Genomic DNA, 21,980 nt, shown 5'->3' with positions numbered 1-21,980 from the left:
ATGGCAGGCAAGAAAAAACCCGCCGGTTCAATGGCGGGTTTTATAGACGTTACGCGGTTTTGAAATCAATCGCGCAGATCAGACTCATGGATCGGCTGATCACGATGGGTTGCGCGCTGATACTGCGCCGGCCACACCGCTTTGCGCCCGCCCAGATCATCGTCGGCGTGCAGCGGCCAGTACGGGTCACGCAGCAGTTCGCGGGCGAGGAAGATGATGTCAGCCTGACAGGTGCGCAGAATATGCTCGGCCTGCGCCGGCTCGGTAATCATGCCGACGGTGCCGGTGGCGATGCCTGACTCCTTGCGCACCCGTTCGGCGAAGCGTGTCTGATACCCCGGCCCTACCGGAATCTCGGCGTTGGCGGCGGTACCACCAGACGAGACATCGATCAGATCCGCGCCCAGTGCCTTGAGGCGACGCGCCAGTTCGACGGTTTCATCCGGGTTCCAGCCATCTTCGACCCAATCGGTGGCCGAAACCCGGACAAACACCGGCAACTCTTGCGGCCAGACCTCGCGCACGGCCTCGGTGACCTGCAGCACCAGGCGAATACGGTTTTCGAACGAACCACCGTATTGATCGCGGCGCTGGTTGCTCAACGGTGACAGGAACTGATGCAGCAGATAACCGTGCGCGGCATGCACCTCGACCACGCTGAAACCTGCGGTCAGTGCGCGTTTGGCCGCGGCAACGAAGGCCTGGATGACGTCGGCGATCTGCGCTTCATCGAGCTGTTTCGGTTGCGTATGTTGCGGATCGAAGGCTATCGGCGATGGCCCGACCGGGGTCCAGCCGCCATCCTCCGGTTTGACGCTACCGTGTTTGCCGATCCATGGCCGATGGGTGCTGGCCTTGCGCCCGGCGTGGGCCAATTGAATGCCAGCAACCGCGCCCTGAGCCGTGATGAAACGGGTGATGCGTTGCAACGGTTCGATCTGTTCGTCGTTCCACAAACCGAGGTCTTCGGCGGTGATTCGCCCGTCGGCGGTGACCGCCGTGGCCTCGGTGAAAATCAGTCCGGCACCGCCCACCGCGCGGCTGCCCAGGTGCACCAGATGCCAGTCGTTGGCCAGACCGTCGACGCTGGAGTACTGGCACATCGGTGACACGGCGATGCGGTTGGGCAGGGTCAGTTGGCGAAGGGTAAAGGGTTCGAGCAGCAGACTCATGGGGCACCTCTCAAATCAGTGGGCAGGCTCCAGGGTTCTGTTTGAAAAGTCGACGAGTGACAAAAAAGGCGCAGCACCCGCCCCCGCGGGCAAAAAATTCGACAAGACGTCACAAGGCCAATCAAGCAGTGCTTAGAGCCTAGTCGACAACGGGGGTTCTCGGGGGGTTCCTGAAAAGATCGCAGCCTGCGGCAGCTCCTGCAATGGAATGCGATCCCCTGTAGGAGCTGCCGCAGGCTGCGATCTTTTGATTTCAGCGTGGTTCGATGTGGGCAATCATCAACTGCACCGTCTCGTTGCCCCGAAACTCGTTGACGTCGAGCTTGTAAGCCAGCTCGACCCACTGAATGGTCGGGTTCGGCCATACATCGCGGTCAATGCCGAAAGCGATGCCATCCAGCTTCACCGACCCGCACTCGCTTTTCAGCACTACTTTCAGATGGCGCTCGCCGACCACGCGCTGCTCGACCAACTGGAACACACCATGGAACAGCGGCTCCGGGAAATGCTGGCCCCAAGGCCCGGCATGGCGCAGGGCGCGGGCCAGCTCGAGGTGGAATTCCTCGACGGCGAGCGTGCCGTCGGAGAGCATCCGCCCGGTCAGGTCTTCTTCGCGGAGTTGCCGACGCACTTCGGCATCGAAAGCCTCGGCGAACAGCGCAAAATTCTCCTGCGGCAAGGTCAGGCCCGCCGCCATCGCGTGACCACCGTACTTGGCAATCAGGTTCGGATGCTGCGCGGCCACCACGCTCAGCGCGTCACGAATGTGGAAGCCTTGCACCGAACGCCCAGAGCCCTTGAGCAGCCCGTCGCCAGCATCGGCGAAAGCAATGGTCGGACGGAAATAAAGCTCTTTCATCCGCGAGGCGAGAATGCCGATCACGCCCTGATGCCATTCGGGATCGAACAGGCACAGGCCGAACGGCATCGATTCCACTGGCAAATCCTTGAGCTGGGCCAGCGCCTCGCGCTGCATGCCCTGCTCGATGGATTTGCGGTCCTGGTTCAAGCCGTCCAGTTGCGCAGCCATTTCCCGCGCCAGATTGGCGTCGGCGGTGAGCAGGCATTCGATCCCGAGGCTCATGTCATCCAGGCGCCCCGCTGCATTCAAGCGCGGGCCGACGATGAAACCCAGATCGGTGGAGGTAATCCGCGCCGCGTCACGCTTGGCCACTTCAAGAATCGCCTTGATCCCCGGCCGTGCGCGCCCGGCGCGAATCCGTTCAAGGCCCTGATGCACCAGAATCCGGTTGTTGGCGTCCAGCGGCACCACGTCGGCGACGCTGCCCAGCGCCACCAGATCGAGCAACTCACCGATGTTCGGCTGTGGCTTGCTCTCATACCAGCCGAGGCTGCGCAGGCGCGCGCGCAAGGCCATCAGCACGTAGAAAATCACCCCGACCCCGGCCAGCGCCTTGCTCGGAAACTCGCAGCCTGGCTGATTCGGGTTGACCAGTGCATCGGCCAGCGGCAGTTCATCGCCGGGCAAGTGGTGGTCGGTGATCAACACCTTCAGTCCCGCGCGCCTGGCAGCAGCCACGCCTTCGACGCTGGAGATGCCGTTGTCGACAGTGATCAACAATTGCGGCTCACGGGTCAGGGCGACTTCGACGATTTCCGGGGTCAGGCCATAGCCGTATTCGAAGCGGTTCGGCACCAGATAATCGACATGTGCCGCGCCCAGCAGACGCAAGCCGAGCACGCCGACCGTACTGGCCGTCGCCCCGTCCGCATCGAAGTCACCGACGATCAGAATCCGTTGACGCTGCTCCAGCGCCGTCACCAGCAGATCCACCGCCGCCTCGATGCCCTTGAGCTGCTGGAACGGAATCAGCCGCGCCAGACTTTTATCCAGCTCTGCCTCGGATTGAACGCCCCGCGCCGCGTACAAACGGGTCAGCAGAGGTGGCAGGTCACCGAGAAACGGCAGCGTGGCAGGCAACGGTCGAGGATCAATACGCATGGGGTAACGGAAACTTCTCTTGAATACGTGGGATTAATCAGCGGACGACGCGGGATCAGCCGCGCTCGCCTGCCAGCCATTCCAGCTGGACTTCGTGCTGACCACGGTCGTCGGTGACGAAAATCGTGCCTTCGCTGATCATCACATCCCACTTGATGACACGCGGCATGTCCTTGGCCAGGGTTTCCAGCACCTCTTGCGGCACGGCGGCGATGTTGACGTTTTTCAGGTTCTTCGCCACCGGCACCACTTTGCCTTCCCATACGCGCAGGCTGCCATAGGCCAGCAGGCTGGTGCGTTCAGTGCGACGCGAGCACCAGGTCAGGCGATCGGCATCCGGCTGGCCGACTTCGATCCAGTGCAGAACGCGGTCGTCCAGGCTTTTTTCCCACAGCGCAGGTTCATCCACATCCGACAGACCACGGCCAAACGACAGCAGTTCGTTGTACCAGAGGGCGTAGGCCAGCAGCCGCACGGTCATGCGCTCTTCAGTTTCCGAAGGGTGACGGGCGATGGTCTGCTTGACGCTCTCGTAGACACCACGGTCGAGGTCAGTGAGGTTCAGTTCGAATTTGTAAGTGGTAGACGGCTGGGCCATGAACGGGCTTCTTGATACGAGGAAAGTCGGCAAGTCTAACCGATGCGGTAGGCAATCATCGAATTGATGGCGATCAAGCTGCGGCGTCTGACAGCCGGCTATGTTAAAACGCTGTATCTGCTCAGCCTTGTCCTACAGGATTCAGTATGCCGTTCGCCAACAAACCGCTCAGCGGTGTGAAAGTCATTGAATTGGGTACGTTGATTGCCGGGCCGTTCGCCTCACGCATTTGCGGCGAGTTCGGCGCCGAAGTGATCAAGGTCGAATCGCCCGACGGCGGCGATCCGTTGCGCAAATGGCGCAAATTGTATGAAGGCACTTCGTTGTGGTGGTTCGTCCAGGCGCGCAACAAGAAGTCGCTGACGCTGAACCTCAAGCACCCCGAGGGTCTGGCGATCCTGAAAAAACTGCTGGGCGAAGCCGACATCCTGATCGAGAACTTTCGCCCCGGCGTCCTGGAAAAACTCGGGCTGAGCTGGGAAACCCTGCATGCCCTGAACCCGAAACTGGTGATGGTGCGTCTCTCGGGCTTCGGCCAGAGCGGGCCGATGAAGGATCAACCGGGTTTCGGCGCGGTCGGTGAATCCATGGGCGGTTTGCGCTACATCACCGGTTTCGAGGATCGGCCACCGGTGCGCACCGGCATTTCCATCGGTGATTCGATTGCCGCGTTATGGGGCGTGATCGGTGCGCTGATGGCCCTGCGTCACCGCGAGGTCAACGGCGGTCTCGGCCAGGTCGTCGATGTCGCGTTGTACGAGGCGATTTTCGCCATGATGGAAAGCATGGTGCCGGAGTTCGACGTGTTTGGCTTCATCCGCGAACGCACCGGCAACATCATGCCGGGTATCACGCCGTCATCGATCCACACCAGTGCCGACGGCAAGCATGTGCAGATCGGCGCGAATGGCGACGCGATCTTCAAACGTTTCATGCTGATCATCGGCCGCGAGGATCTGGCTAACGACCCGACGCTGGCGAGCAATGACGGGCGCGACACTCGCCGTGACGAGCTGTATGGGGTGATCGACCGCTGGGTCAATTCGCTACCGCTGCAAAGCGTGCTCGACCTGCTCAACCAGGCGGAAGTGCCGGCCAGCCGGATCTTCAGTGCCGAGGACATGTTCAGCGACCCGCAGTACCTCGCCCGGGAAATGTTCCTGCAGGCGAAACTGCCGGACGGCAAGCCTTTCAAGATGCCGGGCATCGTGCCGAAACTCTCCGAGACGCCGGGTACTTCCGAATGGGTCGGGCCACAACTCGGTGAACACAATGCGCAGGTGCTGCACGATCTTGGCTACGACGAACAGCAGATCGCCCGGTTGCGCACAGACGGAGCCATTTAAGCTGAAACATCGCCAGACATCGGCCGCCAACCGCGCCCACCCATGGTGGACGTGGCGGCTGTTCGGCCTGCTGTTTCTGCTGGCCCTGCCCGCCTGGGCGCAAGCGAAACCCACGCTGATCTGGTTGTTGCGCGACCTGCCGCCCCTGACCATCTTCGAAGGCCCGAAAAAGGGCCAGGGTGTGATCGATCAACTGATGCCGATGCTGATCGCCGGCATGCCGCAATACGAACACACACTGATGCGGGTCAATCGCGCCCGGGGCATGCAGATGCTGCACGAGCCGACCTTCACTTGCGATCCGTCGCTGATCTGGAGCAGGGAGCGCACGCAATGGATCGCCTTCTCTATTCCGGCGTTTCGCGTTGTCAGTAATGGTCTGGTGGTGCGTCAGCAAGATCGCGAGGTACTGGCGCCATACCTGGTCGACGGTGAAGTTGATCTGACGGCATTTCTGGCCAACGGCGAAATCAAGGTCGGCGTCGTCGCAGAACGCAGTTACGGCGAGTATCTCGACACGCTGCTCAAGCAGGCCCCGGACGGTGCGCTGACGCCGCATTATGGCAACGACGCCCTGAGCAGCCTGCTATCGATGCAGCGCCTGGGGCGTCTGCAAGTGGTGTTGGGTTACTGGCCGGAGATCCGCTATCAGGCGCATCAGGCGCAAATCGCCGAAGACCAACTGGTGTTCTATCCGATTCGTGGCACCGGCAAATATCTGTCCGGCTATGTCGGGTGTTCCGATACGCCTCAGGGCCGTCAGGCGATCAGTGAGATCAACCAACTGCTGCGTACCCTGCCCCATGAGCAACTTAACCAGTCGTATGCCGACTGGCTCGACCCCGAAATGCGCACGGATTACCTGCATCAGGCACGGATCTTTTTCGAACAACAGGCCGCGCAATAAAAACCTGCGGGCAAAAAGAAACCCCGAGAAGTGGGGAGACGACTCGGGGTTAAACGCGGTCTACATAAAGACCCGTAGCAGCAAGCGACAAGCACCGGAGCACAATGCTTGATCCTGCTGTTACGGGGTCTGACTGACGGGAATGCAGGAAGGTTCCCACAAAAAATATTTCATCTTTACAGTGCCGCACGCTTATCTAGCGCCGCATTGCGCAAAGCCGCGATGACACAGGGCTCCAGCCGCCCTTCGGCGATCAGGACGTCGCGGTGCAAACCGTCGACCACATCGGTCAGCAGACGTTTGTCGCTCAACTGCGCCTGATTGAATTCGCGCTCGACCACAAGGGCGCCGTTGCTGTTCTTCAGCGTCACCAGGCATTCGCCATGGGCGCCACACGGAGTCAACGTCACCTGATACGGGCTCAGAGCCTCACCGAGCAATAGACTGATACTTTCCATCTCGATCTCCACTCAATAGTCCGAAAACATTGTGCCTGGGGCGTGTTCACATTAAGTGACCACCGGCCCGAGAAGAAAGTTCTGAATGCCGCGCTGCTGTCGAAGCAGTTAGCGGTCTGTCAGAGCATGCACAGTGAAGATGACAGAAACATAACCGCCGGCTCAGGCACCGGCCGGCTGGGCTGCCGATTGCAGGTAGCGGTCCAGCAGCCCGCGCATCAGCACTGCCGAAACCGGCGTGTGCAGGCGCCCCAGCAGCGTCAACGCCTGTGTTTGCAGCAGGCTTTCGAGATCGCTCAACAGGCCCGGTGCTACTCGCCCCAACAGAATGAGAGCACATTAAATATGCCGGTTGTAACATGTTACAAATATAAGTGCATGATTCTAATCATTTTTTATTCTGTAACGCTTTTACCACCTTCCAGCTATTCGCTTACACAGAACTCCAGTCGCTCGACTCTTTCAGAAGATCTTACCGACAGTAGAGACACCTAGCCCAGTTCTGAATCAGATGCACGCTCAGCATTGCCATCAACGGGTACGCCGGGCGAATGCCCTTCCCCTTTGGGTAGTGCGAATCGATCAGGGCAATTAGATTCTTCCACGATACCACCAGGCCCATCTCAATCAGAAACAGCTCCCTGCGGATCTGCTTGCGCTTGCCGACGTACTCGGCTTAGCGCCAGTATTACTTGATCAGCTCAGAATCTCAGATGGCGGTGGCAGAAGGCTTGAAGGATCGCAGGCGAGTTCGCCTGCGATGCGGTAGAGCTTCTCGACGGTAATGTTGACCTCGCCACGCTCGATGCGACCTACATAGCTGCGGTCGAGACTGCACGCCAGCGCCAATGCGTCTTGGGAAATCCGGCAGACCTTCCTCTGCATTCGGATGCGTTCCCCTAACGCTTTCGCCAACTTATCCATGACCGTCTCAATTCAACTTGAGGCGGCACTATCGTGCGTTTGCGGACGCAGAGGCCACGGATTATAATCCGCATTTTCGCGCTAATTCTTCTGGTGCCTCAATGAAATCGGCCTCGCTTATCTTCGACAGGCGTCTGTATGAGCTGCTTCAGGAGCCAGGGCGTACAACGTTTACGACCCGTGAACTGCGCGATGCTTATGCCGCTCGCTTGAGTGGCACACATTTCCGTATCGCCGATGTGCGCCGCTATGTGTATGAGCAGATCCGCCGATTAGTGCGCGCAGGCTGGGTTGTGCTGGATAAGGATCGTCGTGTTCGAGGACAGGTCTACCACCTGCAGCCGATTCCAGTACATCTGCAACTGGAACTGATCGACAACGGTTTTGAGAACAGCCTTATGGTTGCCGGAGTGCCCGAACCAGACACGGCAGTACCCGACGTGGAAGCTTTGCCACTTAAGTCGTCAGCCAATACGGATTTGCAGTTGGAAGCGCTCCACAAGGAAATCCGCTTGGACTTTCTCACCTCAATGGGCGAGGCAGAGCGATTCAAACTGCTTCTGGACGAAATGCCGCATTTCCGGGACAAGCTTGAAGGCGATTACCTGGAAGCCAGGGATCGCAGTTCTCGCCTCTTGGGGCATCTGCGCGCCATCGAAAAGGCCCTCAAAACGCTCGCTGCACCATGATGAGCAGTTCGCTACGGAGCTGGCAGGACAGCTGCATCACTCGGGCGTTGGAGCACTTTACCGTCACGCCGCACTTCTTCTGCCAGGCTACGCCGGGAGCCGGAAAGACACGCATGGCTGCAGAACTGGCCAGCCGACTGCTTGAGCAGGACAGAATCGATTTGGTGCTGTGCTTTGCGCCGTCCTGCCAGGTCGTGGAGGGTTTTCGTTCGACCTTTGCGGCTGTGCTAGGCAGGCGTCTCGACGGCCAGATAGGTGCCGTGGGCGCGGCTTATACCTATCAGGCCATGGAATACCGTGATGAGGGATTCTGGCAGCTGCTTGATGACTACCGGGTGTTCGTGGTCTTCGATGAGATCCACCATTGCGCCGGCCACGATCCGCTGCTCAGCAATGCCTGGGGGCAGCAGATACTGCATCGGATACAGGATCGGGCTGCCTTCACGTTGGCCCTGTCTGGCACGCCCTGGCGTTCGGACGACAAGGCCATCGCATTGGCTCGCTACTCTTCGCCCGAGGGGCATCTGATCTGTGATTACCGTTATGGCTTGAAAGATGCCATTGCCGACGACGTGTGCCGATCACCTCGCATTGTGTTGCTCGACAATCAGAAGGTGAAACTTACGGAAGAGCTTGGCGCGAATAGCTCCGTGAGGCTGTTTCCCAGCATCGCCAAGCTTTTAGGGGAGTCACCTGTCACCTATGAGGAACTTCTGCGTCATGACGAGGTGATCAATCCAATCCTCGATCTTGGCTGCAGCAAGCTGAACGAGCTACGCCAGATCAAACCTGATGCCGCTGGTTTGGTGGTGGCCACAGACATCGAACACGCCCAGCAAGTTACACTGGCTCTAGAAGCAATGGGTGAAGAGTGCCGCATCGTGACCAACAAAACCCCGGATGCGCAGCAGGTGATCAATGCATTCCGGAGCAGCGCCTGCCGCTGGATTGTGGCCGTCGGAATGATCAGCGAAGGTACCGACATTCCCCGCCTGCAAGTGTGCTGCTATCTCAGCCGTATCCGCACCGAACTGCATTACCGGCAAGTGCTGGGACGAGTGCTGCGGCGCACAGGTGAGTCCGACGACCAAGCGTGGCTATTCATGTTAGCGGAGTCAACGCTTCAGGGCTTTGCGGAGCGAATATCGAATGACTTGCCTGATGACCTGGCAGTTTTGAGCGATGTGCAGATGCCTGGTTTTACTCCAGGGTCCAAACCTGAGCCGATGGGCACTTTGGGTCATGTCGAAGGTTTCGGCGGTGCGGGGTTAGGTAGTGCAGAACCGGGTATTGGATCGCAGCCTACGGACATCATTTCGCTGGATGGCTTTGCAATTGAGCCCGCTTACCAGGTCAGCTTTTCCCAGCATTATCGGCAGCAGCTACTGGCTTGTTTTTGATGCTCAGCCAGTCGAGGCAGATCCAATGATGTTGGTGTTCATGATTCCATACCCGGCCGGCGTCGTTTGGAACGTAATCGTGAGGTGTACATGGAGATTAAGTCGCAGGCATTGGTCGATGTCGTTGAGGATGTGATCTGCGACGTGTGCCGCTCTGGCACGGGTATTCCCGGCTACGGTCCCCAATACGGCAAGCTTGAAGCCCAATGGGGATATGGCTCCCCGCATGATGGGCAGCACTACCGGGTGCATCTCTGTGAGCCCTGCTTTTTCAGGGTGCTGAGTGGGTTGCGTCGGGAGCGCATGGTCAATGGTATGTTCGATGATGATCAGCCATTTGCTTCTGAAGATTTTGGTCTGGTCAGCAAAGATAACTACTGGGAAAAAAACTGATTGTAGGGCTGAAAATCCATCAGCCGCACCACGTCGAATCGCGGACAAATTAGGGGTAAGCGCGCGACTTGCCCGTTCTGGTCTCGTAGATTGGAATAACCGAATAAGGAGGTAGCCGCTTTGACCCTTCCGCATGAAAGAACCCGGAGTGTCGTCAAGACCGAAGCTTTTCTCCGCGACCTCTCTCGTAACACTGAGCTACCTGATGACATTCGCAGCTATGCGAAAAGCCTGCTTAGACACTACCCCTCAGCCGATCAAGTTTTCTCGCTGGGGCGCCTCGAAGAGTGCCTAGTAAATGACGCTCAAGATGATGAATATCGGCGAAGGGTGATTGCGTTCCATCAGCCACTTTTCAGTTCGTCGTTAGACTTCACGCTATAGGCGTAAATGCCACGATGCTCAGCACTGATCAAGCCCAGTCGGTATACGCCCGGATTACGCAACGAGTCAAGCGACTACCTAAAGGGCAGCCGTTCAGCATTAGCCGTTTCACAGGGTTTGGAACGAAAAATGCCGTATCCAAGGCAATAGCTCGACTGGTCAAACGAGGCGAACTCGAACGGGTGTATCGTGGGATTTATATGCGCCCGAAACCCGGACTTTACGTTGCCAGGGCTCGTCCCAACCACTGGCAATTGATCAGCGTAATTGCCAGGCAGAAGCACTTGTCTTTACAAATCCATGGTGCCAATGCCGTCAGGAGGTTTGGGCTCAGTACCCAGATGCCGCTTATTCCAATCTTTTACACTAACGGCGCCAGCCGCTCAGTATTCATAGGAAACGCTGAAATCAGGCTAATACATGCGACAACGATGGTCATGCAGCATGCAGGAACTGAGGTAGGGGTGGCTATCAGCGCACTGTATTATCTCGGCAAAGAAGGCTCCACTCCGGAATGCATAGCAGCGATCAAGAAAGGACTCAGACCTGAAGACTTTGTCAAGTTGCTGGCCTGCAAACTACCAAAATGGATGAGCACGGTGTTGAAGGTTGAAAGTGTGAAATAGCGGAATCGCTACCTTACGATGAGCTGCCCGCGCATGGGGGCATTGTCGTCAACGATCCCGCGGCGATCTCCCTACCTACCAGTCCCCTTGGAGGGTCAAGTAGCACGAGCCCGGTGCAAGGCGAACGCCTGGGCACCGGGCTATCGCCATCACACGTAATGCTTGTTCCCTTTGCGCTCAAGCGGACGGCCTTTAAATACATGCGGGCCGTCCATCGTCAACTCGACCCTGTCCCCTTTGCGGGTTAGCCAAGGCGTGGCTTCCGATCCAGTTTTGGAGGTAACGCCACTGGGGCTGATGCGAATTTCGTCGCCATCGATCTCGATCATCCCCAAGACGTAGGTGTAAACCAGGCTACTGAAAAATCCTCCTTTGAATTCGAAGGCACACTCTACGACCTCGTCCCCGTACTCCATCCGCATTTTCGGCTTGAGGGAGGCAACCGACACTGCTCCGTTGTCGACGGCGGAATAGACGCTGCAGACCAGCGCGACTTTGCCGCCCATAAGATGAGAGATGGCTGCATTGATCTCGACGGTTTCGATCCCTGGGGCAGAGGTGCTCGCGCTTACCACATCGCCGGTATGGAACACGAAGGGGTCAGCCTCGAAGGAACCGCGCTTGTCAGGCGCCTGAATGATGGACATCCGACCGTCTGGGCGAAGGATACCGATTCGCAGGTCAAGGTCGTCGTTGTCTCGACCGTCTCCGTTGTCCACCCACCTGGCGCTGACCTTGATGACCTTCGGCGCGGCCGCGCCTTTCTCCAGAGAGACCTTGTGCGTGCTCCCGGGTTTGTCCAAGGTGATCACCGTCTTGGTGATGCTGACCGGTTTCGCAGGGGGCGCGGCTGGGATCGGGGCAGTTGCCGGCTCATCGTCGACCTCGACTCCATACATGCCACAGAGCCCGACCAGGCCCGAGGCGAAACCCTGCCAGACAGAGCGCGCCTTCGCTTGACCGTTTCGGACGTAGAGCTCGAGTACGATGATGCCCGTCTCCCGCTCAAATGCCCCAGGCGCAAGATCCAGCACCTGGTCGCCGGCAAGAACACGTGCGCTGAGGTTTGGTACTCCTGCGAAACCTCCTCCGGTGCCATCTTGGGTCAAGGTGATGGCGATCTTCGAGATAGCGGCTGGCAGGCGACTCAGATCAAAGCTGATGCTGTGACTGATCGAGCCGGCCTGGATGATGGGAGGCGAGAATGCGGCCGCGCCGGACGCATGCTCCGGCGCATTGAAGAAGACCATCCCACTGTCATCGACCACTTTTCCGGAGTCAGTGATGAGGAAGGCCGTCAGGTTCACGTCGAGGTTTGCGCCGGCAGAATGCGTTACCAGCACCTGACCTTTCGACTGGTTGATGGTGGTGTTCTCGCCGGGCTTGAGGGATTGATTCAATTCTGGTCGCCTATTCCTTGGTTTATGTGCAGGCAAAGTAAGCCTGGATTGCATGAAGCGAGGTCCCACACTCGTCCATTCAGGGCCGAATCTCCAAAGTGAAGTGTAACTAGAGAAGGGAAAGGTTGAAGCCAATCCGGGCTGCAGGATACTGAGCAATAAAACTGATTTGTGGGATGCGGAAGACATTGATGCCGCCGAGGCTGAATCAGCATGAGGCGCGATGACCGCGCCTCATGAGTTGACTTAAGCAACGCTTGCGGTCGAGTCAAAAGCTAGGCATTCAGAAACAGAGATGAACTCTTGCCGTCGGCACAGCCAAGCCGAAAGGAAGGTGTAGGCAGTAGTGAGCACGGAGATCATGGCCATCGTTTCTTTCTTCTCCCGTCGGTTCCTTGCATTCGCTCTCGCCTGGGACTCCCCTTTGTACTTGGTGCTTAAGAATAGCGATGCCACCAGTACGCCTATTACTGCATAGAATACTGACACCAGAGTCATCTTGGCGATGAGCGACAAGCTGATGCTCATCCATCCCTGATTGGTTCGCACAGACGCATACACCGCGAACATCAATGCAAACATGAAACCCGTGAGGCCTGCCACCATTGCGAGTTGACGAGGCAGCTCGAGCCAGTTCATCAAGAAGGCCAGTACCACGCCTGCAGCCGGCAAGAGGTTCGTAATCGCGGCATCCGTGTAGTCGTTGTAGATGGTTGTTTGCCCCTGATGGTGTCTCCACATCGCCCAAGCTGTCAGAAGTGCCCCCGCCAGCAGCAAGTACTTCCAGGCCGGGCTAGATTTGAACTGCTGCCACAGAGTCTTCTCCGGCGAGCGGTATGACGGCGAGGACGAGGTTGCACTCGAAGCTGGCGCAACCTTTTGAGGGGGTTGGTACTGCGGCATCTGGGCTGGTACCTGCTGGTGCTCTCCAGCACGTTGAGTTTCGAGCGCTTGGGCGGCCTGAGCACGCTGCTGGAGTTCGATGATTGCCAACTGGCGCTGATTCTCGATCTGCGCCTGTCGAGCTGCTTCTTCAGTCGCTAGACGCTCCGCAGTTTGCCGCTGCCTGATGGCCTCCGCTTCCTGGTGCTTGTTCAGCTGGGCATGGGCTAAAGCCGATGCAGCCTTACCCTTCTCCGCCGTCACATATTGATCAAGCGCCTGGATGCGGGCGCCGATAGTGCTGTCGAGGCACTGCTGGTCAGTACACGCATTCCTTGTCGCGAGCCATTCACGTTGCGACTGACGGACCGCATCAGACTGGCCAGGATTTACCTCCAGGGCGGTCTTATAGGATCTAGCTAACCACTCGTCCAACCCGGACAGGTAGCCATCACGGCAGATTTCTGTTTCGGGGAAGCTGCTGGCCTTGGAGCAGTCAAAGCTTGCTGCCACAGTTTGGCCGGCCAGGAGGGCCAGAAGCAGACCGGAGACTGCTGCACGAAGTTGCATCGAGATCATCCTTTACTTGTTGATCGCCTATTTGCGTTATTGGCGGCCCAGGGTGGTTTATGCACCCCGTTAACCATAACGCCCGAGCCGAATGATGCCAGTTAGCCGGCATCTGGCACAGTCTCCCCTTGTGCCGTTACAGTGAAGGCTCAAGTCGCGAAGGATAATCTCCGATGTCAACCGAATTCTCTAGCCCCGCAACCACGTAAGCAACTGCACATTGGCTACTTCCGGGGGGTGATGCTGCACTGGCCGCATACGTGGTTGCTTTGCACAACACCACCCGCGGCCCTCATTAGCTCCTAGCGGCTGGAGGATATCCTCAGGAACCCCCTACTCTGGCAACCTTCCACAGTTGCACTAAATCCGATGCCCTATCCCGGAGAAGAGTTGCGGCGTCGGAGCACGCTGATTCGAGCGTCATGGGGACGATAGAGAAAACGGAAAAAATCGTACGTTAAGCGTACGGCCTGTCAGGTTGAGGCCCTAGAGGTTGCCGGCGAGGCGTCAGAAAATGCTGGAATCGGCCCTATCCTGACGCAGCCCAAGGTTCCGGCCTGACGCCTAGTTAGGGCATGCCTCAGTCTGACAGTGATGAGTCGCAGGCGTTCGGATCGGCATCGGTTTCGCTCCCGGTCTTGGCGCGCGCCTGGAAGCGCTGATAGCACTCCAGCCCGCAGAAGTGCTCGACGTATTCCGCGCCTTCCGGGGTGAAGGCGGCATCGAGCGGGATTTCCTTGCAGCACACGCAGCAACTGGTGGCAGTCGGATCATTTGCATTCATGGTGGCACCCCTCCATTGACTGACGAAGACGGCGAATGCCGCCGCCGGCATCGGCTTGGCGAACAGGAAGCCTTGTCCTGTGTCGCAGTCCGCTTGTCGCAACAAATCAAGACTCGCCGATGTTTCCACGCCTTCGGCCACTACTTCCATGCCAAGCCCATGCGCAAGCTGAATCACGGTGCGCACGATGGTCTGGTCGCGGTGGTCGTTGGCGAGTCCGGCGACAAACGATTGGTCGATCTTGAGCGTGCTGATGGGGCAGCATTTCAGGTGTTGCAGGCAGGAATAGCCGGTGCCGAAGTCGTCGGCGGCGAAGCGCACACCGATCTGTCGCAAAGCTTCCAGGGCGGGGAAGATCGCCGGATCACCGAACGCAACCGATTCGGTCAGCTCAATTTCAAGATACGCGGCGGGCAACCCGGCATCGGCCAGCACGCCCTTTACCCACTTGTCGAAATCTGGCCCCACTTGGCTCGCCGAAACATTGACGGCCAGCCGGAACGGTTGCCATGCCAGCACCCGCCAGTCGCGCATTTGACGGCAGGCTGCGCCCAGCACCCATGCGCCGATTTCCGGCATCAGGCCGGACGATTCGATCACGGGCAGGAACTGGCCCGGCGGCAACAGTCCGAGCGTCGGATGACGCCAGCGCAACAGGGCTTCCGCGCCGACAATCTGCTCACTGCGCAAATCGACAATCGGCTGGTAGTGCAGCTCAAGCTGCCCGCGCTCGACCGCCTGCGCCAGTTGCGCCACTGTCCATTCAATTGGCTGGGAAGCGCTCATGATCGACCTCTGAAGGCCCGCAGCAGCCGCGTCACAGACAGGACAAACAAGCCGGTCAGCGTGAGGGCTGCAATACCCCAGTGCTCGCCGATGAACGCGCCGGCCGTCGTGCCGGCCAGCACAATGGCGAGAATCGGCAAATGACAGGGACAGGTGAGCACCGCCAGCGCACCCCACAGGTAGCCGGTGAACGGCTTGTGTGTCTCGGTCGGCAAGCGCTCGGGGCTGTTCATGGCAGACTCTCCGCTTGCTGGGCCGGCGCGGTCGGCATCGCGGCCAACTGCACTTCCAGATCGGCCAACGCTTCGCGTCGGCGTTCGACGAACTGACTCAGCACGGCAAGCTGTGCGGCTGTTTCATCGCAGTCCGCCGCATCCAGCGCCCGGCACAACCGCGCCAATGCGTCCAGGCCGATGCCCGCCTCAAAAGCGGCCCGCACAAAGCACAGCCGCTGCAAGGCGGCGTCATCGAACAAGCCGTAGCCGCCCGTGGTGCAGGCGACTGGCCGCAGCAATCCGCGCAGCAGGTAGTCGCGCACGATATGCACGCTCACCCCGGCCTCAAGGGCCAGTCGGGACACTGTGTAGGCGTTCATCGAACACCTCCTTTTCCTTATCCGGCGCAGCAGGACAGTTGCTTCACGTCCTTGCTGAAGGTCTGCGCCGCGAGCTTCAAGCCCTCGACCATCGTTAGGTAGGGGAACAACTGGTCGGCTAGTTCCTGCACCGTCATGCGGTTGCGAATGGCGAGAACAGCCGTCTGGATCAGTTCGCCCGCTTCCGGGGCCACCACCTGTACGCCAATCAGCCGTCCGCTGCCTTCCTCGATGACCAGCTTGATGAAGCCGCGGGTATCGAAGTTGGCGAGCGCACGCGGCACGTTGTCGAGCGTCAGCGTGCGGCTGTCGGTTTCGATGCCATCGTGGTGCGCTTCCGCCTCGCTGTAGCCCACGGTCGCCACTTGCGGGTCGGTGAACACCACGGCCGGCATCGCGGTCAGATTGATGGCGGCGTCGCCGCCGGTCATGTTAATGGCCGCACGAGTGCCGGCCGCTGCCGCCACATAGACGAACTGCGGCTGGTCGGTGCAGTCGCCGGCCGCGTAGATGTTCGGGCTACTGGTGCGCATGCCCTTGTCGATGACGATGGCCCCCTGCGCATTGACGGCTACCCCCGCCGCTTCCAATGCCAGGCTGCGCGTGTTCGGTGTCCGGCCGGTGGCGACCAGCAGCTTGTCGGCGCGCACTTCGCCCTGTCCAGTGGTCAGCACGAATTCGCCGTCCACATGGGCGACTTGGCTGGCTTGCGTATGTTCCAGTACCTTGATTCCTTCGGCACGGAAGGCGGCTGTGACGGCCTCGCCGATGGCAGGGTCTTCGCGGAAGAACAGCGTGCTGCGCGCAAGGATCGTGACCTGGCTACCCAGCCGGGCGAAGGCTTGCGCCAGTTCCAGCGCCACCACCGACGAGCCGATGACGGCCAGGCGTTCGGGAATGGTGTCGCTGACCAAGGCCTCGGTCGAAGTCCAGTAGGGTGACTCTTTCAGGCCCGGAATCGGCGGCATGGCCGGACTGGCACCCGTGGCGACCAGGCAGCGGTCGAACATCACGACGCGCTCACCACCCTCGTTCAAACTAACGATAAGGCTCTGGTCGTCCTTGAAACGCGCTTCACCGTGCAGAACGGTGATGGCTGAATTGCCGTCCAGGATGCCTTCGTACTTGGCATGACGGAGTTCTTCGACACGGGCCTGCTGCTGGGCCAGCAGCCGCTCGCGCAAGATCGTCGGCGGTGTGGGTGGCATGCCGCCGTCGAATGGGCTTTCCCGGCGCAGATGGGCGATGTGGGCGGCGCGGATCATGATCTTGGACGGCACACAACCGACGTTGACGCAGGTGCCGCCGATGGTGCCGCGCTCAATCAGCGTGACCTGCGCGCCTTGCTCGACGGCCTTCAGTGCTGCCGCCATCGCGGCTCCACCGCTGCCGATCACGGCGACTTGCAACGGGCGCTCGCCGCCGCTGCCCTTGTCGGCGGCACCCATCCAGCCGCGCACCTTGTCGAACAGCCCAGTGCGGTTGTCGGTCGGCGGGGCATCGGCGAGCATCGCTTTGTAGCCCAGGCCAGCCACGGCGGCGGTCAGTGCGTCCGGCGCTGTGCCTGGATCAAGGGCGAGCTGGGCCGCGCCCTTGGCATAGGACACTATGGCAGATTGGACGCCGGGTACTTTTTCCAGCGCTTCCTTGACGTGCGCCGCGCACGAGTCGCAGGTCATGCCGGTGATTTTTAGATGGGTCATGCGACAGATCCTTTTTCGTTTGTGGTAGCAGACAAGGGCGTCAGATGTGCTGCGCTGCCGTTTTCAGTGCCTCACTTCTTGACGCTGGACGGATAGCCTGCGTCTTCGGTGGCCTTGGTCAGCTTCTGCACGCTGGTCTTGGCATCATCGAAGGTGACAACCGCTTCGCGTGTCTCGAAGGTCACGTTAACTTTGCTGACGCCTTCGACCTTGGAAATCGCCTTCTTGACGGTGATCGGACAAGCGGAGCAGGTCATGCCCGGTACGGACAGCGTGACGGTCTGGGTGGCGGCCCACACGGGGGCAACAACGGCAGCGATGGCGAGAGAGGCAAACAGTTTTTTCATGATGAACTCCTGTGATTAATAGAAAAATGGCATGACGTAGGGAAATCCGAGCGCGACCAGAACCAGCGCGGCCACGACCCAGAAAATGAGCTTGTAAGTAGCGCGCACTTGGGGAATCGCACACACATCCCCTGGTTTGCAGGCTTGCGCCGGTCGGTAGATGCGCCGCCAGGCGAAAAACAGCGCCACCAACGCCGCGCCGATGAAGATCGGGCGATAAGGTTCCAACACCGTCAAGTTGCCGATCCAAGCGCCGCTGAACCCCAGGGCGATCAGAACCAGCGGCCCCAGGCAGCAAGCCGAGGCGAGGATGGCGGCTAGCCCGCCAGTGAAGAGCGCCCCGCGCCCGTTTTGAGGTTCAGACATACGCTTGTCCTTTCAAATCTGGATTGGATAGCTTAAGCTTACTTCCGTACCAATGTACGGAGTCAAGCGATATGGAAAAAAATTTGGAGAATCTGACTATTGGCGTTTTCGCCAAGGCGGCCGGGGTCAACGTGGAAACAATCCGGTTCTATCAGCGCAAGGGCTTGTTGCCGGAGCCGGACAAGCCCTATGGCAGCATCCGCCGCTATGGCGAGGCGGATGTGACGCGGGTGCGCTTCGTGAAATCAGCCCAGCGGCTCGGATTCAGCCTCGACGAGATCGCAGAGCTGCTGAGGCTGGATGACGGCACCCACTGCGAGGAAGCCAGCAGCCTGGCCGAGCACAAGCTTCAGGACGTGCGCGAAAAAATGACCGACCTGGCGCGCATGGAAACCGTGCTATCCGAACTTGTGTTCGCCTGCCATGCGCGGCAAGGGAACGTTTCTTGCCCGCTGATTGCTTCGCTGCAAGGGGAGAAAGAGCCGCGTGGTGCCGACGCGGTGTAGCCGAGGGTAGTTACGCCTTAGCGTGCTTTATTTTCCGTTTTCTGAGACGACCCCATGTATGTACGAAGGTTCTCGGCAGCCGGTGGGATGTGGTTTCCGACCTTGACGCCTTGATCCCTGAACTCGCCTGGAACAAGACGAACAGTCTCTCCCTCCTCGTTGACTTTGATCTGCAGGAACTCTTCGGGCATACCCTCGTAGAATTCGCGGTGCATGCGCGAAATCGCGCCATTGGTACAGATATCAACCTCATCAATTGGGTCATCGCTGAGGCGCTTCTGAGCTTCAATGTGGCGCTTGATCTCCAGCAACTCCTCGCCGGCCCTGACGTCAGCGGGCAAGTCCTGCGCACGCAATACGTCAGCCGGGACGGTGGAATTCCCTTCAATTCTGTTGCTGTAGTACGAGTTGACCTTACGCAGCAGGTTCATCATGGGGAGCCGCAGCGGCTGAGGGATATTCGCGTGCAGCGCGGCGTCGAGTCGCATGAGCTCGACGACAGCATCCTGGAGGTCACCAGGGGCGCGGTCTTGCGGAATGAGGGGAGTAAGTGCCATTTCCCGGTTAACTACCTCGTCATGAGCCCTGTGGCCTAAGGCTTTTCCATATTGCTTGCAGAGTAATCTGCCGGTTCATTTTCCAGCAAATTTAACGCCTTGGAAAAATTTTGGACGCCTCATCTGAAGATAAAAACCGCTCCGGTATAGGCCTGAATGCAAACTGCGATTTGAGATTATGAATAGCCCCGGCTTTTCTAGCGACCTCCAAGCCTCATAATGAGGCCCACTAAGAGTCCAAGGCTTCTCGGTGTAACGTTTGTGCCAGCAAGCCCAAGCCCGTAGTACACCAGACTGATCGGGCCGTTTTGCCAGTACAGGAGAAGTAATGAAGCGCGAAAACGTGAAAGTCAGAATTGCCGAAGGTGTAGTTTTTGATACCCAAATCCTAGCCAATCCAGCAAATACTCGCGAATGGATCGTGATGTTCAAGAAGGATGCCGGCCGCAGTTTCTTTCTGATAGATGATCAGGACGAGATCGACTCTTTTCCCGACCTCAATAGCTTGGTCGACGAGCTACGAAAACTCGGTATCCGCCGTACGGAGATTCATCTATAACCCCTCAGGGTGCGAAATTGCAGTGATTTGACCACCCATTCGCACAGCCACTGACCGGTCAATTGCACAAGCTGACCAAGCGTTTGCATTCGACTTGACCAGCGCACGCCTTAGTGACGACCGGCAGAGAACGGCCGATTCTGTTGAAAAAGTCGGTTTTCGAGAGCGCTGCTTTTCGGCAGCTCAAGAATCGCTCAATTTCGACGTTGCTACGTGAAAACCAAGACAGCTTTGGCTTCTGAGCGAACCAGATTTCAACGTCTCTAACGCTCCTTCATGATCAAAAATCGCGACGGCACTTTTTCAACAGAATCGGCCAGAAGCGGGCATTCAGCCTACGATAGGCTTTAACTAGAGGCAATTCCTCGGATCAGAATAATTTGCGCCAAGAGAGGCTACTTAAAGCAGTACGCTGCAGTAGAAATAGTTGGGCGTACTTCATAAATGCTGATGTAATAAATTTAAACCCTTCATTCCGCCGATGACTTACTTGGCAGCGAATACATAGCTGCTAGTCGTCTCCGAGAGGAAGTACTGGATCGTGTGACTTGTCTAGGTAGTCAAACATTGTAGCCAAATTCTTTTTTATGAGATAAAGCGAAAGCATTAAAAAGGATATAGCTAGAATTACAAGGAACGAGCATACCATCACAGATGGTACGCTTTCGTACAAGCCAATAGTTAGCTGCGCTATGGATGCAAGAAAGCTAAATGAGATTGTGTAGAAGAGTATGTTGCTTAATCTTCTAAGCGGCCTAAATAAAGGTGGATAGTTTTCAGGGCCGTTTAACTCCATACCATCGAGCCAGTCCTGCTTGTATTTGGCGGAGTCATAAACCTCTTTTTTCATATTAACAATGATAAAAGTTTTGGCAGACATAAGAAACCCACCAAGTGCTAAGAACCCTGTAAAAAGACTCCCTCTCAAGTTTTCTGCATAGAACTCAAATATTTTAGCGGTTGTGCCAGCTTCTAAAAACAAAAAACCTCTCAGGTGTACCTCTTTAGAAATCGTGATTATCAGGGCCACATAGAGTAAGGCAGTGATTGCCGCCGCCACAACAAATGTCCAGCATTCCTTGCTATTAGTTAGAGGATGTTTTTGTGAAGACATGCTTATAATCCTTTTCGCATTTGCCTTTAAGATCTTGAAACAAACTACAGCCTTTAATGTCTGTCATTTTAAATGTTAGCAAATTCTTGATGAAATCATCATAGCCCATTTCGCCAAAATTCGCAGGCACATCCATTACTTTCACAGAGACCGGCTCATCCTGATCGTCAAGCACTTCAACTCTAGCCGTTGCTTGTTTAATGGTAGGTATCATACTTTGAATACCACTTATGATCAGACTTGAATCTACTGAGCTATCAAAGCGTACGTGATGTCTTACCTTTTCAATTAGGCCTTGCAGCGGCGACTCTTCACGTAAAGACGCTTCGAGAGAAGACACTTCGTATCTGAAAGAACGTATGGATTTGTATTTTTCTAAAACTTTTTTAATGTCTTTTGACTGAGCAATCATGTCAAATTCAATTCCATGAAAAAAACGACTATTAATAGCTTTTAATTGTTTTCTTGGTACGGAATCTCTACCACCGAGAGCTAATATCTCTGCATCTCGCTTAGCCTCTAATTTTCGCCTATAAAGCGTGGTTATCATTGATCCAAAATTAGGGGCGGTACACGACCCATGATGATACTGGTAAATCCCAAAGCCATTTTTTTTATTGATAATTAAAAAATTGAATTCAGCTATTTTTTCAAGTTTTGATAGATCCGAGACCTTAATTTCAAGATTGCTTCCTTTCCCTACTAATGATGTGAATTTTTTCTGGTTTTTTATGGTTATAACTGTGCCATAGATATATTTTTCATCTTGGTCAATTATTATTTTTCTCGCACTATCAGTGCGGATTGGAAAGTCAATATCGGCTCCCGCCGCGTCAGGATAGTTGTCGTGTGAGTTGATTCGATGAGTCTTGGTCGGTGGGCGTAAGTGAGAGCCGTGTGGCGCGTTATTCGATAGAGCATCGGGAGTGGGTGGTGCGGCAGATGATGCCG

26 protein-coding genes and 1 pseudogene are annotated in these 21,980 nt (G+C 57.3%); 9 read left to right on the top strand and 18 right to left on the bottom strand.

Translation table 11 applies throughout. The features are described from left to right. Positions 1 to 65: 65 nt before the first annotated feature. The 3 genes from L6D63_RS23410 to L6D63_RS23400 all read right to left on the bottom strand — a co-directional run bounded on the left by L6D63_RS23410 (position 66) and on the right by L6D63_RS23400 (position 3,733). Positions 66 to 1,172: an NADH:flavin oxidoreductase/NADH oxidase gene (locus tag L6D63_RS23410; RefSeq protein ID WP_047292764.1), complete on the bottom strand. Its 1,107-nt coding sequence runs from the start codon at positions 1,170 to 1,172 to the stop codon at positions 66 to 68. A 253-nt stretch (positions 1,173 to 1,425) separates the two neighbouring features. Then, positions 1,426 to 3,135 carry a single-stranded-DNA-specific exonuclease RecJ gene (recJ, locus tag L6D63_RS23405; RefSeq protein ID WP_131671889.1) on the bottom strand — a complete coding sequence of 570 codons (1,710 nt, stop codon included), beginning with the start codon at positions 3,133 to 3,135 and terminating at the stop codon, positions 1,426 to 1,428. A 55-nt stretch (positions 3,136 to 3,190) separates the two neighbouring features. Next, positions 3,191 to 3,733 (bottom strand): YaeQ family protein, encoded by a 543-nt coding sequence (locus tag L6D63_RS23400; RefSeq protein ID WP_041063193.1) that lies wholly within the window; start codon positions 3,731 to 3,733, stop codon positions 3,191 to 3,193. 146 nt (positions 3,734 to 3,879) lie between these two features. On the opposite strand from L6D63_RS23400, the gene L6D63_RS23395 reads away from it, so the two are divergent. Continuing rightward, positions 3,880 to 5,079 carry a CaiB/BaiF CoA transferase family protein gene (locus tag L6D63_RS23395; RefSeq protein ID WP_047292761.1) on the top strand — a complete coding sequence of 400 codons (1,200 nt, stop codon included), beginning with the start codon at positions 3,880 to 3,882 and terminating at the stop codon, positions 5,077 to 5,079. Next, the gene (locus tag L6D63_RS23390) at positions 5,027 to 5,986 is read left to right on the top strand and encodes a TIGR02285 family protein (RefSeq protein WP_236170397.1); all 960 of its coding nucleotides are present in this window, start codon (positions 5,027 to 5,029) and stop codon (positions 5,984 to 5,986) included. The genes L6D63_RS23395 and L6D63_RS23390 overlap by 53 nt, the downstream gene beginning before the upstream one ends. A 176-nt stretch (positions 5,987 to 6,162) precedes the next feature. On the opposite strand, the gene L6D63_RS23385 is transcribed toward L6D63_RS23390, so the two are convergent. From L6D63_RS23385 to L6D63_RS23370, 4 genes and pseudogenes are all read right to left on the bottom strand, one after another. Then, a complete protein-coding gene (locus L6D63_RS23385) occupies positions 6,163 to 6,444 on the bottom strand; it encodes a DUF3509 domain-containing protein (protein WP_027610974.1) in 282 nt (93 codons plus the stop codon). A 162-nt stretch (positions 6,445 to 6,606) separates the two neighbouring features. Continuing rightward, positions 6,607 to 6,744 (bottom strand): hypothetical protein, encoded by a 138-nt coding sequence (locus L6D63_RS23380; protein WP_236170396.1) that lies wholly within the window; start codon positions 6,742 to 6,744, stop codon positions 6,607 to 6,609. A gap of 196 nt (positions 6,745 to 6,940) precedes the next feature. Next, positions 6,941 to 7,093 (bottom strand): annotated as a pseudogene (locus tag L6D63_RS23375) (transposase); the annotation flags it as partial. 47 nt (positions 7,094 to 7,140) lie between these two features. Then, the gene (locus L6D63_RS23370) at positions 7,141 to 7,368 is read right to left on the bottom strand and encodes a helix-turn-helix domain-containing protein (RefSeq protein ID WP_003119937.1); all 228 of its coding nucleotides are present in this window, start codon (positions 7,366 to 7,368) and stop codon (positions 7,141 to 7,143) included. Between the two features lie 101 nt (positions 7,369 to 7,469). Here L6D63_RS23370 and L6D63_RS23365 point away from each other — a divergent pair, with 101 nt between their 5' ends. The 5 genes from L6D63_RS23365 (at position 7,470) to L6D63_RS23350 (ending at position 10,860) form a co-directional block, all read left to right on the top strand. Then, complete coding sequence (locus L6D63_RS23365; protein ID WP_003090691.1) at positions 7,470 to 8,057, top strand: hypothetical protein; 588 nt, start codon at positions 7,470 to 7,472, stop codon at positions 8,055 to 8,057. Then, the gene (locus L6D63_RS23360; protein ID WP_003090692.1) at positions 8,057 to 9,457 is read left to right on the top strand and encodes a DEAD/DEAH box helicase; all 1,401 of its coding nucleotides are present in this window, start codon (positions 8,057 to 8,059) and stop codon (positions 9,455 to 9,457) included. Before L6D63_RS23365 ends, L6D63_RS23360 begins: the two co-directional genes overlap by 1 nt. Positions 9,458 to 9,547: 90 nt before the next feature. After that, positions 9,548 to 9,850 (top strand): hypothetical protein, encoded by a 303-nt coding sequence (locus L6D63_RS23355; RefSeq protein WP_023083424.1) that lies wholly within the window; start codon positions 9,548 to 9,550, stop codon positions 9,848 to 9,850. Between the two features lie 120 nt (positions 9,851 to 9,970). Next, positions 9,971 to 10,234, top strand: a complete 264-nt coding sequence (locus L6D63_RS28670) for a BPSL0761 family protein (protein ID WP_041104676.1) — start codon at positions 9,971 to 9,973, stop codon at positions 10,232 to 10,234. A 14-nt stretch (positions 10,235 to 10,248) separates the two neighbouring features. Further along, on the top strand, positions 10,249 to 10,860 hold the full coding sequence (locus L6D63_RS23350; RefSeq protein WP_023083423.1) for a DUF6088 family protein: 612 nt from the start codon (positions 10,249 to 10,251) through the stop codon (positions 10,858 to 10,860). 149 nt (positions 10,861 to 11,009) lie between these two features. On the opposite strand, the gene L6D63_RS23345 is transcribed toward L6D63_RS23350, so the two are convergent. From L6D63_RS23345 to L6D63_RS23310, 8 genes are all read right to left on the bottom strand, one after another. Continuing rightward, entirely contained in the window at positions 11,010 to 12,260 is a 1,251-nt protein-coding gene (locus tag L6D63_RS23345; protein WP_003090694.1) for a TerD family protein, read from the bottom strand. Positions 12,261 to 12,506: 246 nt separating this feature from the next. After that, on the bottom strand, positions 12,507 to 13,712 hold the full coding sequence (locus L6D63_RS23340; protein WP_023098557.1) for a lysozyme inhibitor LprI family protein: 1,206 nt from the start codon (positions 13,710 to 13,712) through the stop codon (positions 12,507 to 12,509). 580 nt (positions 13,713 to 14,292) lie between these two features. After that, entirely contained in the window at positions 14,293 to 15,252 is a 960-nt protein-coding gene (locus L6D63_RS23335; protein ID WP_003090696.1) for a DUF3330 domain-containing protein, read from the bottom strand. A gap of 26 nt (positions 15,253 to 15,278) precedes the next feature. Then, positions 15,279 to 15,515 (bottom strand): broad-spectrum mercury transporter MerE, encoded by a 237-nt coding sequence (merE, locus tag L6D63_RS23330; RefSeq protein ID WP_003090697.1) that lies wholly within the window; start codon positions 15,513 to 15,515, stop codon positions 15,279 to 15,281. Beyond that, entirely contained in the window at positions 15,512 to 15,877 is a 366-nt protein-coding gene (gene merD, locus L6D63_RS23325; RefSeq protein WP_003090698.1) for a mercury resistance co-regulator MerD, read from the bottom strand. Before merD ends, merE begins: the two co-directional genes overlap by 4 nt. Before the next feature lie 17 nt (positions 15,878 to 15,894). Then, positions 15,895 to 17,580: a mercury(II) reductase gene (gene merA / locus L6D63_RS23320; RefSeq protein ID WP_003090700.1), complete on the bottom strand. Its 1,686-nt coding sequence runs from the start codon at positions 17,578 to 17,580 to the stop codon at positions 15,895 to 15,897. 71 nt (positions 17,581 to 17,651) lie between these two features. Beyond that, positions 17,652 to 17,927, bottom strand: a complete 276-nt coding sequence (merP, locus tag L6D63_RS23315; RefSeq protein ID WP_000732290.1) for a mercury resistance system periplasmic binding protein MerP — start codon at positions 17,925 to 17,927, stop codon at positions 17,652 to 17,654. 15 nt (positions 17,928 to 17,942) lie between these two features. Next, on the bottom strand, positions 17,943 to 18,293 hold the full coding sequence (locus tag L6D63_RS23310) for a mercuric transport protein MerT (RefSeq protein WP_001294666.1): 351 nt from the start codon (positions 18,291 to 18,293) through the stop codon (positions 17,943 to 17,945). A 71-nt stretch (positions 18,294 to 18,364) separates the two neighbouring features. Between L6D63_RS23310 and L6D63_RS23305 the strand changes: the two genes are divergently transcribed. Next, complete coding sequence (locus tag L6D63_RS23305) at positions 18,365 to 18,799, top strand: mercury resistance transcriptional regulator MerR (RefSeq protein ID WP_000414383.1); 435 nt, start codon at positions 18,365 to 18,367, stop codon at positions 18,797 to 18,799. A gap of 17 nt (positions 18,800 to 18,816) precedes the next feature. Here the strand turns inward: L6D63_RS23305 and L6D63_RS23300 are convergent, their stop codons facing one another. Beyond that, the gene (locus tag L6D63_RS23300; RefSeq protein ID WP_052150901.1) at positions 18,817 to 19,356 is read right to left on the bottom strand and encodes a Fic family protein; all 540 of its coding nucleotides are present in this window, start codon (positions 19,354 to 19,356) and stop codon (positions 18,817 to 18,819) included. Between the two features lie 328 nt (positions 19,357 to 19,684). On the opposite strand from L6D63_RS23300, the gene L6D63_RS23295 reads away from it, so the two are divergent. Continuing rightward, on the top strand, positions 19,685 to 19,915 hold the full coding sequence (locus L6D63_RS23295) for a hypothetical protein (protein ID WP_034010206.1): 231 nt from the start codon (positions 19,685 to 19,687) through the stop codon (positions 19,913 to 19,915). A 511-nt stretch (positions 19,916 to 20,426) separates the two neighbouring features. Here L6D63_RS23295 and L6D63_RS23290 read toward each other — a convergent pair. Both L6D63_RS23290 and L6D63_RS23285 read right to left on the bottom strand, forming a co-directional pair. Continuing rightward, a complete protein-coding gene (locus L6D63_RS23290) occupies positions 20,427 to 21,029 on the bottom strand; it encodes a hypothetical protein (RefSeq protein ID WP_126543330.1) in 603 nt (200 codons plus the stop codon). Beyond that, positions 21,001 to 21,980, bottom strand: a 980-nt coding sequence (locus L6D63_RS23285) for a hypothetical protein (protein WP_236170395.1), incomplete at its 5' end; no start/stop codon positions are given. The genes L6D63_RS23285 and L6D63_RS23290, both read right to left, overlap by 29 nt.

Source organism: Pseudomonas parakoreensis, assembly GCF_021602155.1.
In the GTDB taxonomy this organism is placed as follows: Bacteria; Pseudomonadota; Gammaproteobacteria; order Pseudomonadales; family Pseudomonadaceae; genus Aquipseudomonas; species Aquipseudomonas parakoreensis.
Note: the sequence above shows the minus strand (reverse complement) of the source record. Positions and strands in the feature narration are given on the sequence as shown.

Excerpts from the sequence above, each read along its gene's own strand:
- L6D63_RS23360 (WP_003090692.1), top strand. The coding sequence starts at position 8,057 with ATGAGCAGTTCGCTACGGAGCTGGCAGGACAGCTGCATCACTCGGGCG.
- L6D63_RS23350 (WP_023083423.1), top strand. The coding sequence starts at position 10,249 with ATGCTCAGCACTGATCAAGCCCAGTCGGTATACGCCCGGATTACGCAA.
- L6D63_RS23385 (WP_027610974.1), bottom strand. The coding sequence starts at position 6,444 with ATGGAAAGTATCAGTCTATTGCTCGGTGAGGCTCTGAGCCCGTATCAG.
- merE (WP_003090697.1), bottom strand. The coding sequence starts at position 15,515 with ATGAACAGCCCCGAGCGCTTGCCGACCGAGACACACAAGCCGTTCACC.
- merD (WP_003090698.1), bottom strand. The coding sequence starts at position 15,877 with ATGAACGCCTACACAGTGTCCCGACTGGCCCTTGAGGCCGGGGTGAGC.
- L6D63_RS23400 (WP_041063193.1), bottom strand. The coding sequence starts at position 3,733 with ATGGCCCAGCCGTCTACCACTTACAAATTCGAACTGAACCTCACTGAC.
- L6D63_RS23355 (WP_023083424.1), top strand. The coding sequence starts at position 9,548 with ATGGAGATTAAGTCGCAGGCATTGGTCGATGTCGTTGAGGATGTGATC.
- L6D63_RS23305 (WP_000414383.1), top strand. The coding sequence starts at position 18,365 with ATGGAAAAAAATTTGGAGAATCTGACTATTGGCGTTTTCGCCAAGGCG.
- recJ (WP_131671889.1), bottom strand. The coding sequence starts at position 3,135 with ATGCGTATTGATCCTCGACCGTTGCCTGCCACGCTGCCGTTTCTCGGT.
- L6D63_RS23300 (WP_052150901.1), bottom strand. The coding sequence starts at position 19,356 with ATGGCACTTACTCCCCTCATTCCGCAAGACCGCGCCCCTGGTGACCTC.
- L6D63_RS23310 (WP_001294666.1), bottom strand. The coding sequence starts at position 18,293 with ATGTCTGAACCTCAAAACGGGCGCGGGGCGCTCTTCACTGGCGGGCTA.
- L6D63_RS23365 (WP_003090691.1), top strand. The coding sequence starts at position 7,470 with ATGAAATCGGCCTCGCTTATCTTCGACAGGCGTCTGTATGAGCTGCTT.
- L6D63_RS23370 (WP_003119937.1), bottom strand. The coding sequence starts at position 7,368 with ATGGATAAGTTGGCGAAAGCGTTAGGGGAACGCATCCGAATGCAGAGG.
- merA (WP_003090700.1), bottom strand. The coding sequence starts at position 17,580 with ATGACCCATCTAAAAATCACCGGCATGACCTGCGACTCGTGCGCGGCG.
- L6D63_RS23410 (WP_047292764.1), bottom strand. The coding sequence starts at position 1,172 with ATGAGTCTGCTGCTCGAACCCTTTACCCTTCGCCAACTGACCCTGCCC.
- merP (WP_000732290.1), bottom strand. The coding sequence starts at position 17,927 with ATGAAAAAACTGTTTGCCTCTCTCGCCATCGCTGCCGTTGTTGCCCCC.
- L6D63_RS23290 (WP_126543330.1), bottom strand. The coding sequence starts at position 21,029 with ATGTCTTCACAAAAACATCCTCTAACTAATAGCAAGGAATGCTGGACA.
- L6D63_RS23395 (WP_047292761.1), top strand. The coding sequence starts at position 3,880 with ATGCCGTTCGCCAACAAACCGCTCAGCGGTGTGAAAGTCATTGAATTG.
- L6D63_RS23340 (WP_023098557.1), bottom strand. The coding sequence starts at position 13,712 with ATGCAACTTCGTGCAGCAGTCTCCGGTCTGCTTCTGGCCCTCCTGGCC.
- L6D63_RS23295 (WP_034010206.1), top strand. The coding sequence starts at position 19,685 with ATGAAGCGCGAAAACGTGAAAGTCAGAATTGCCGAAGGTGTAGTTTTT.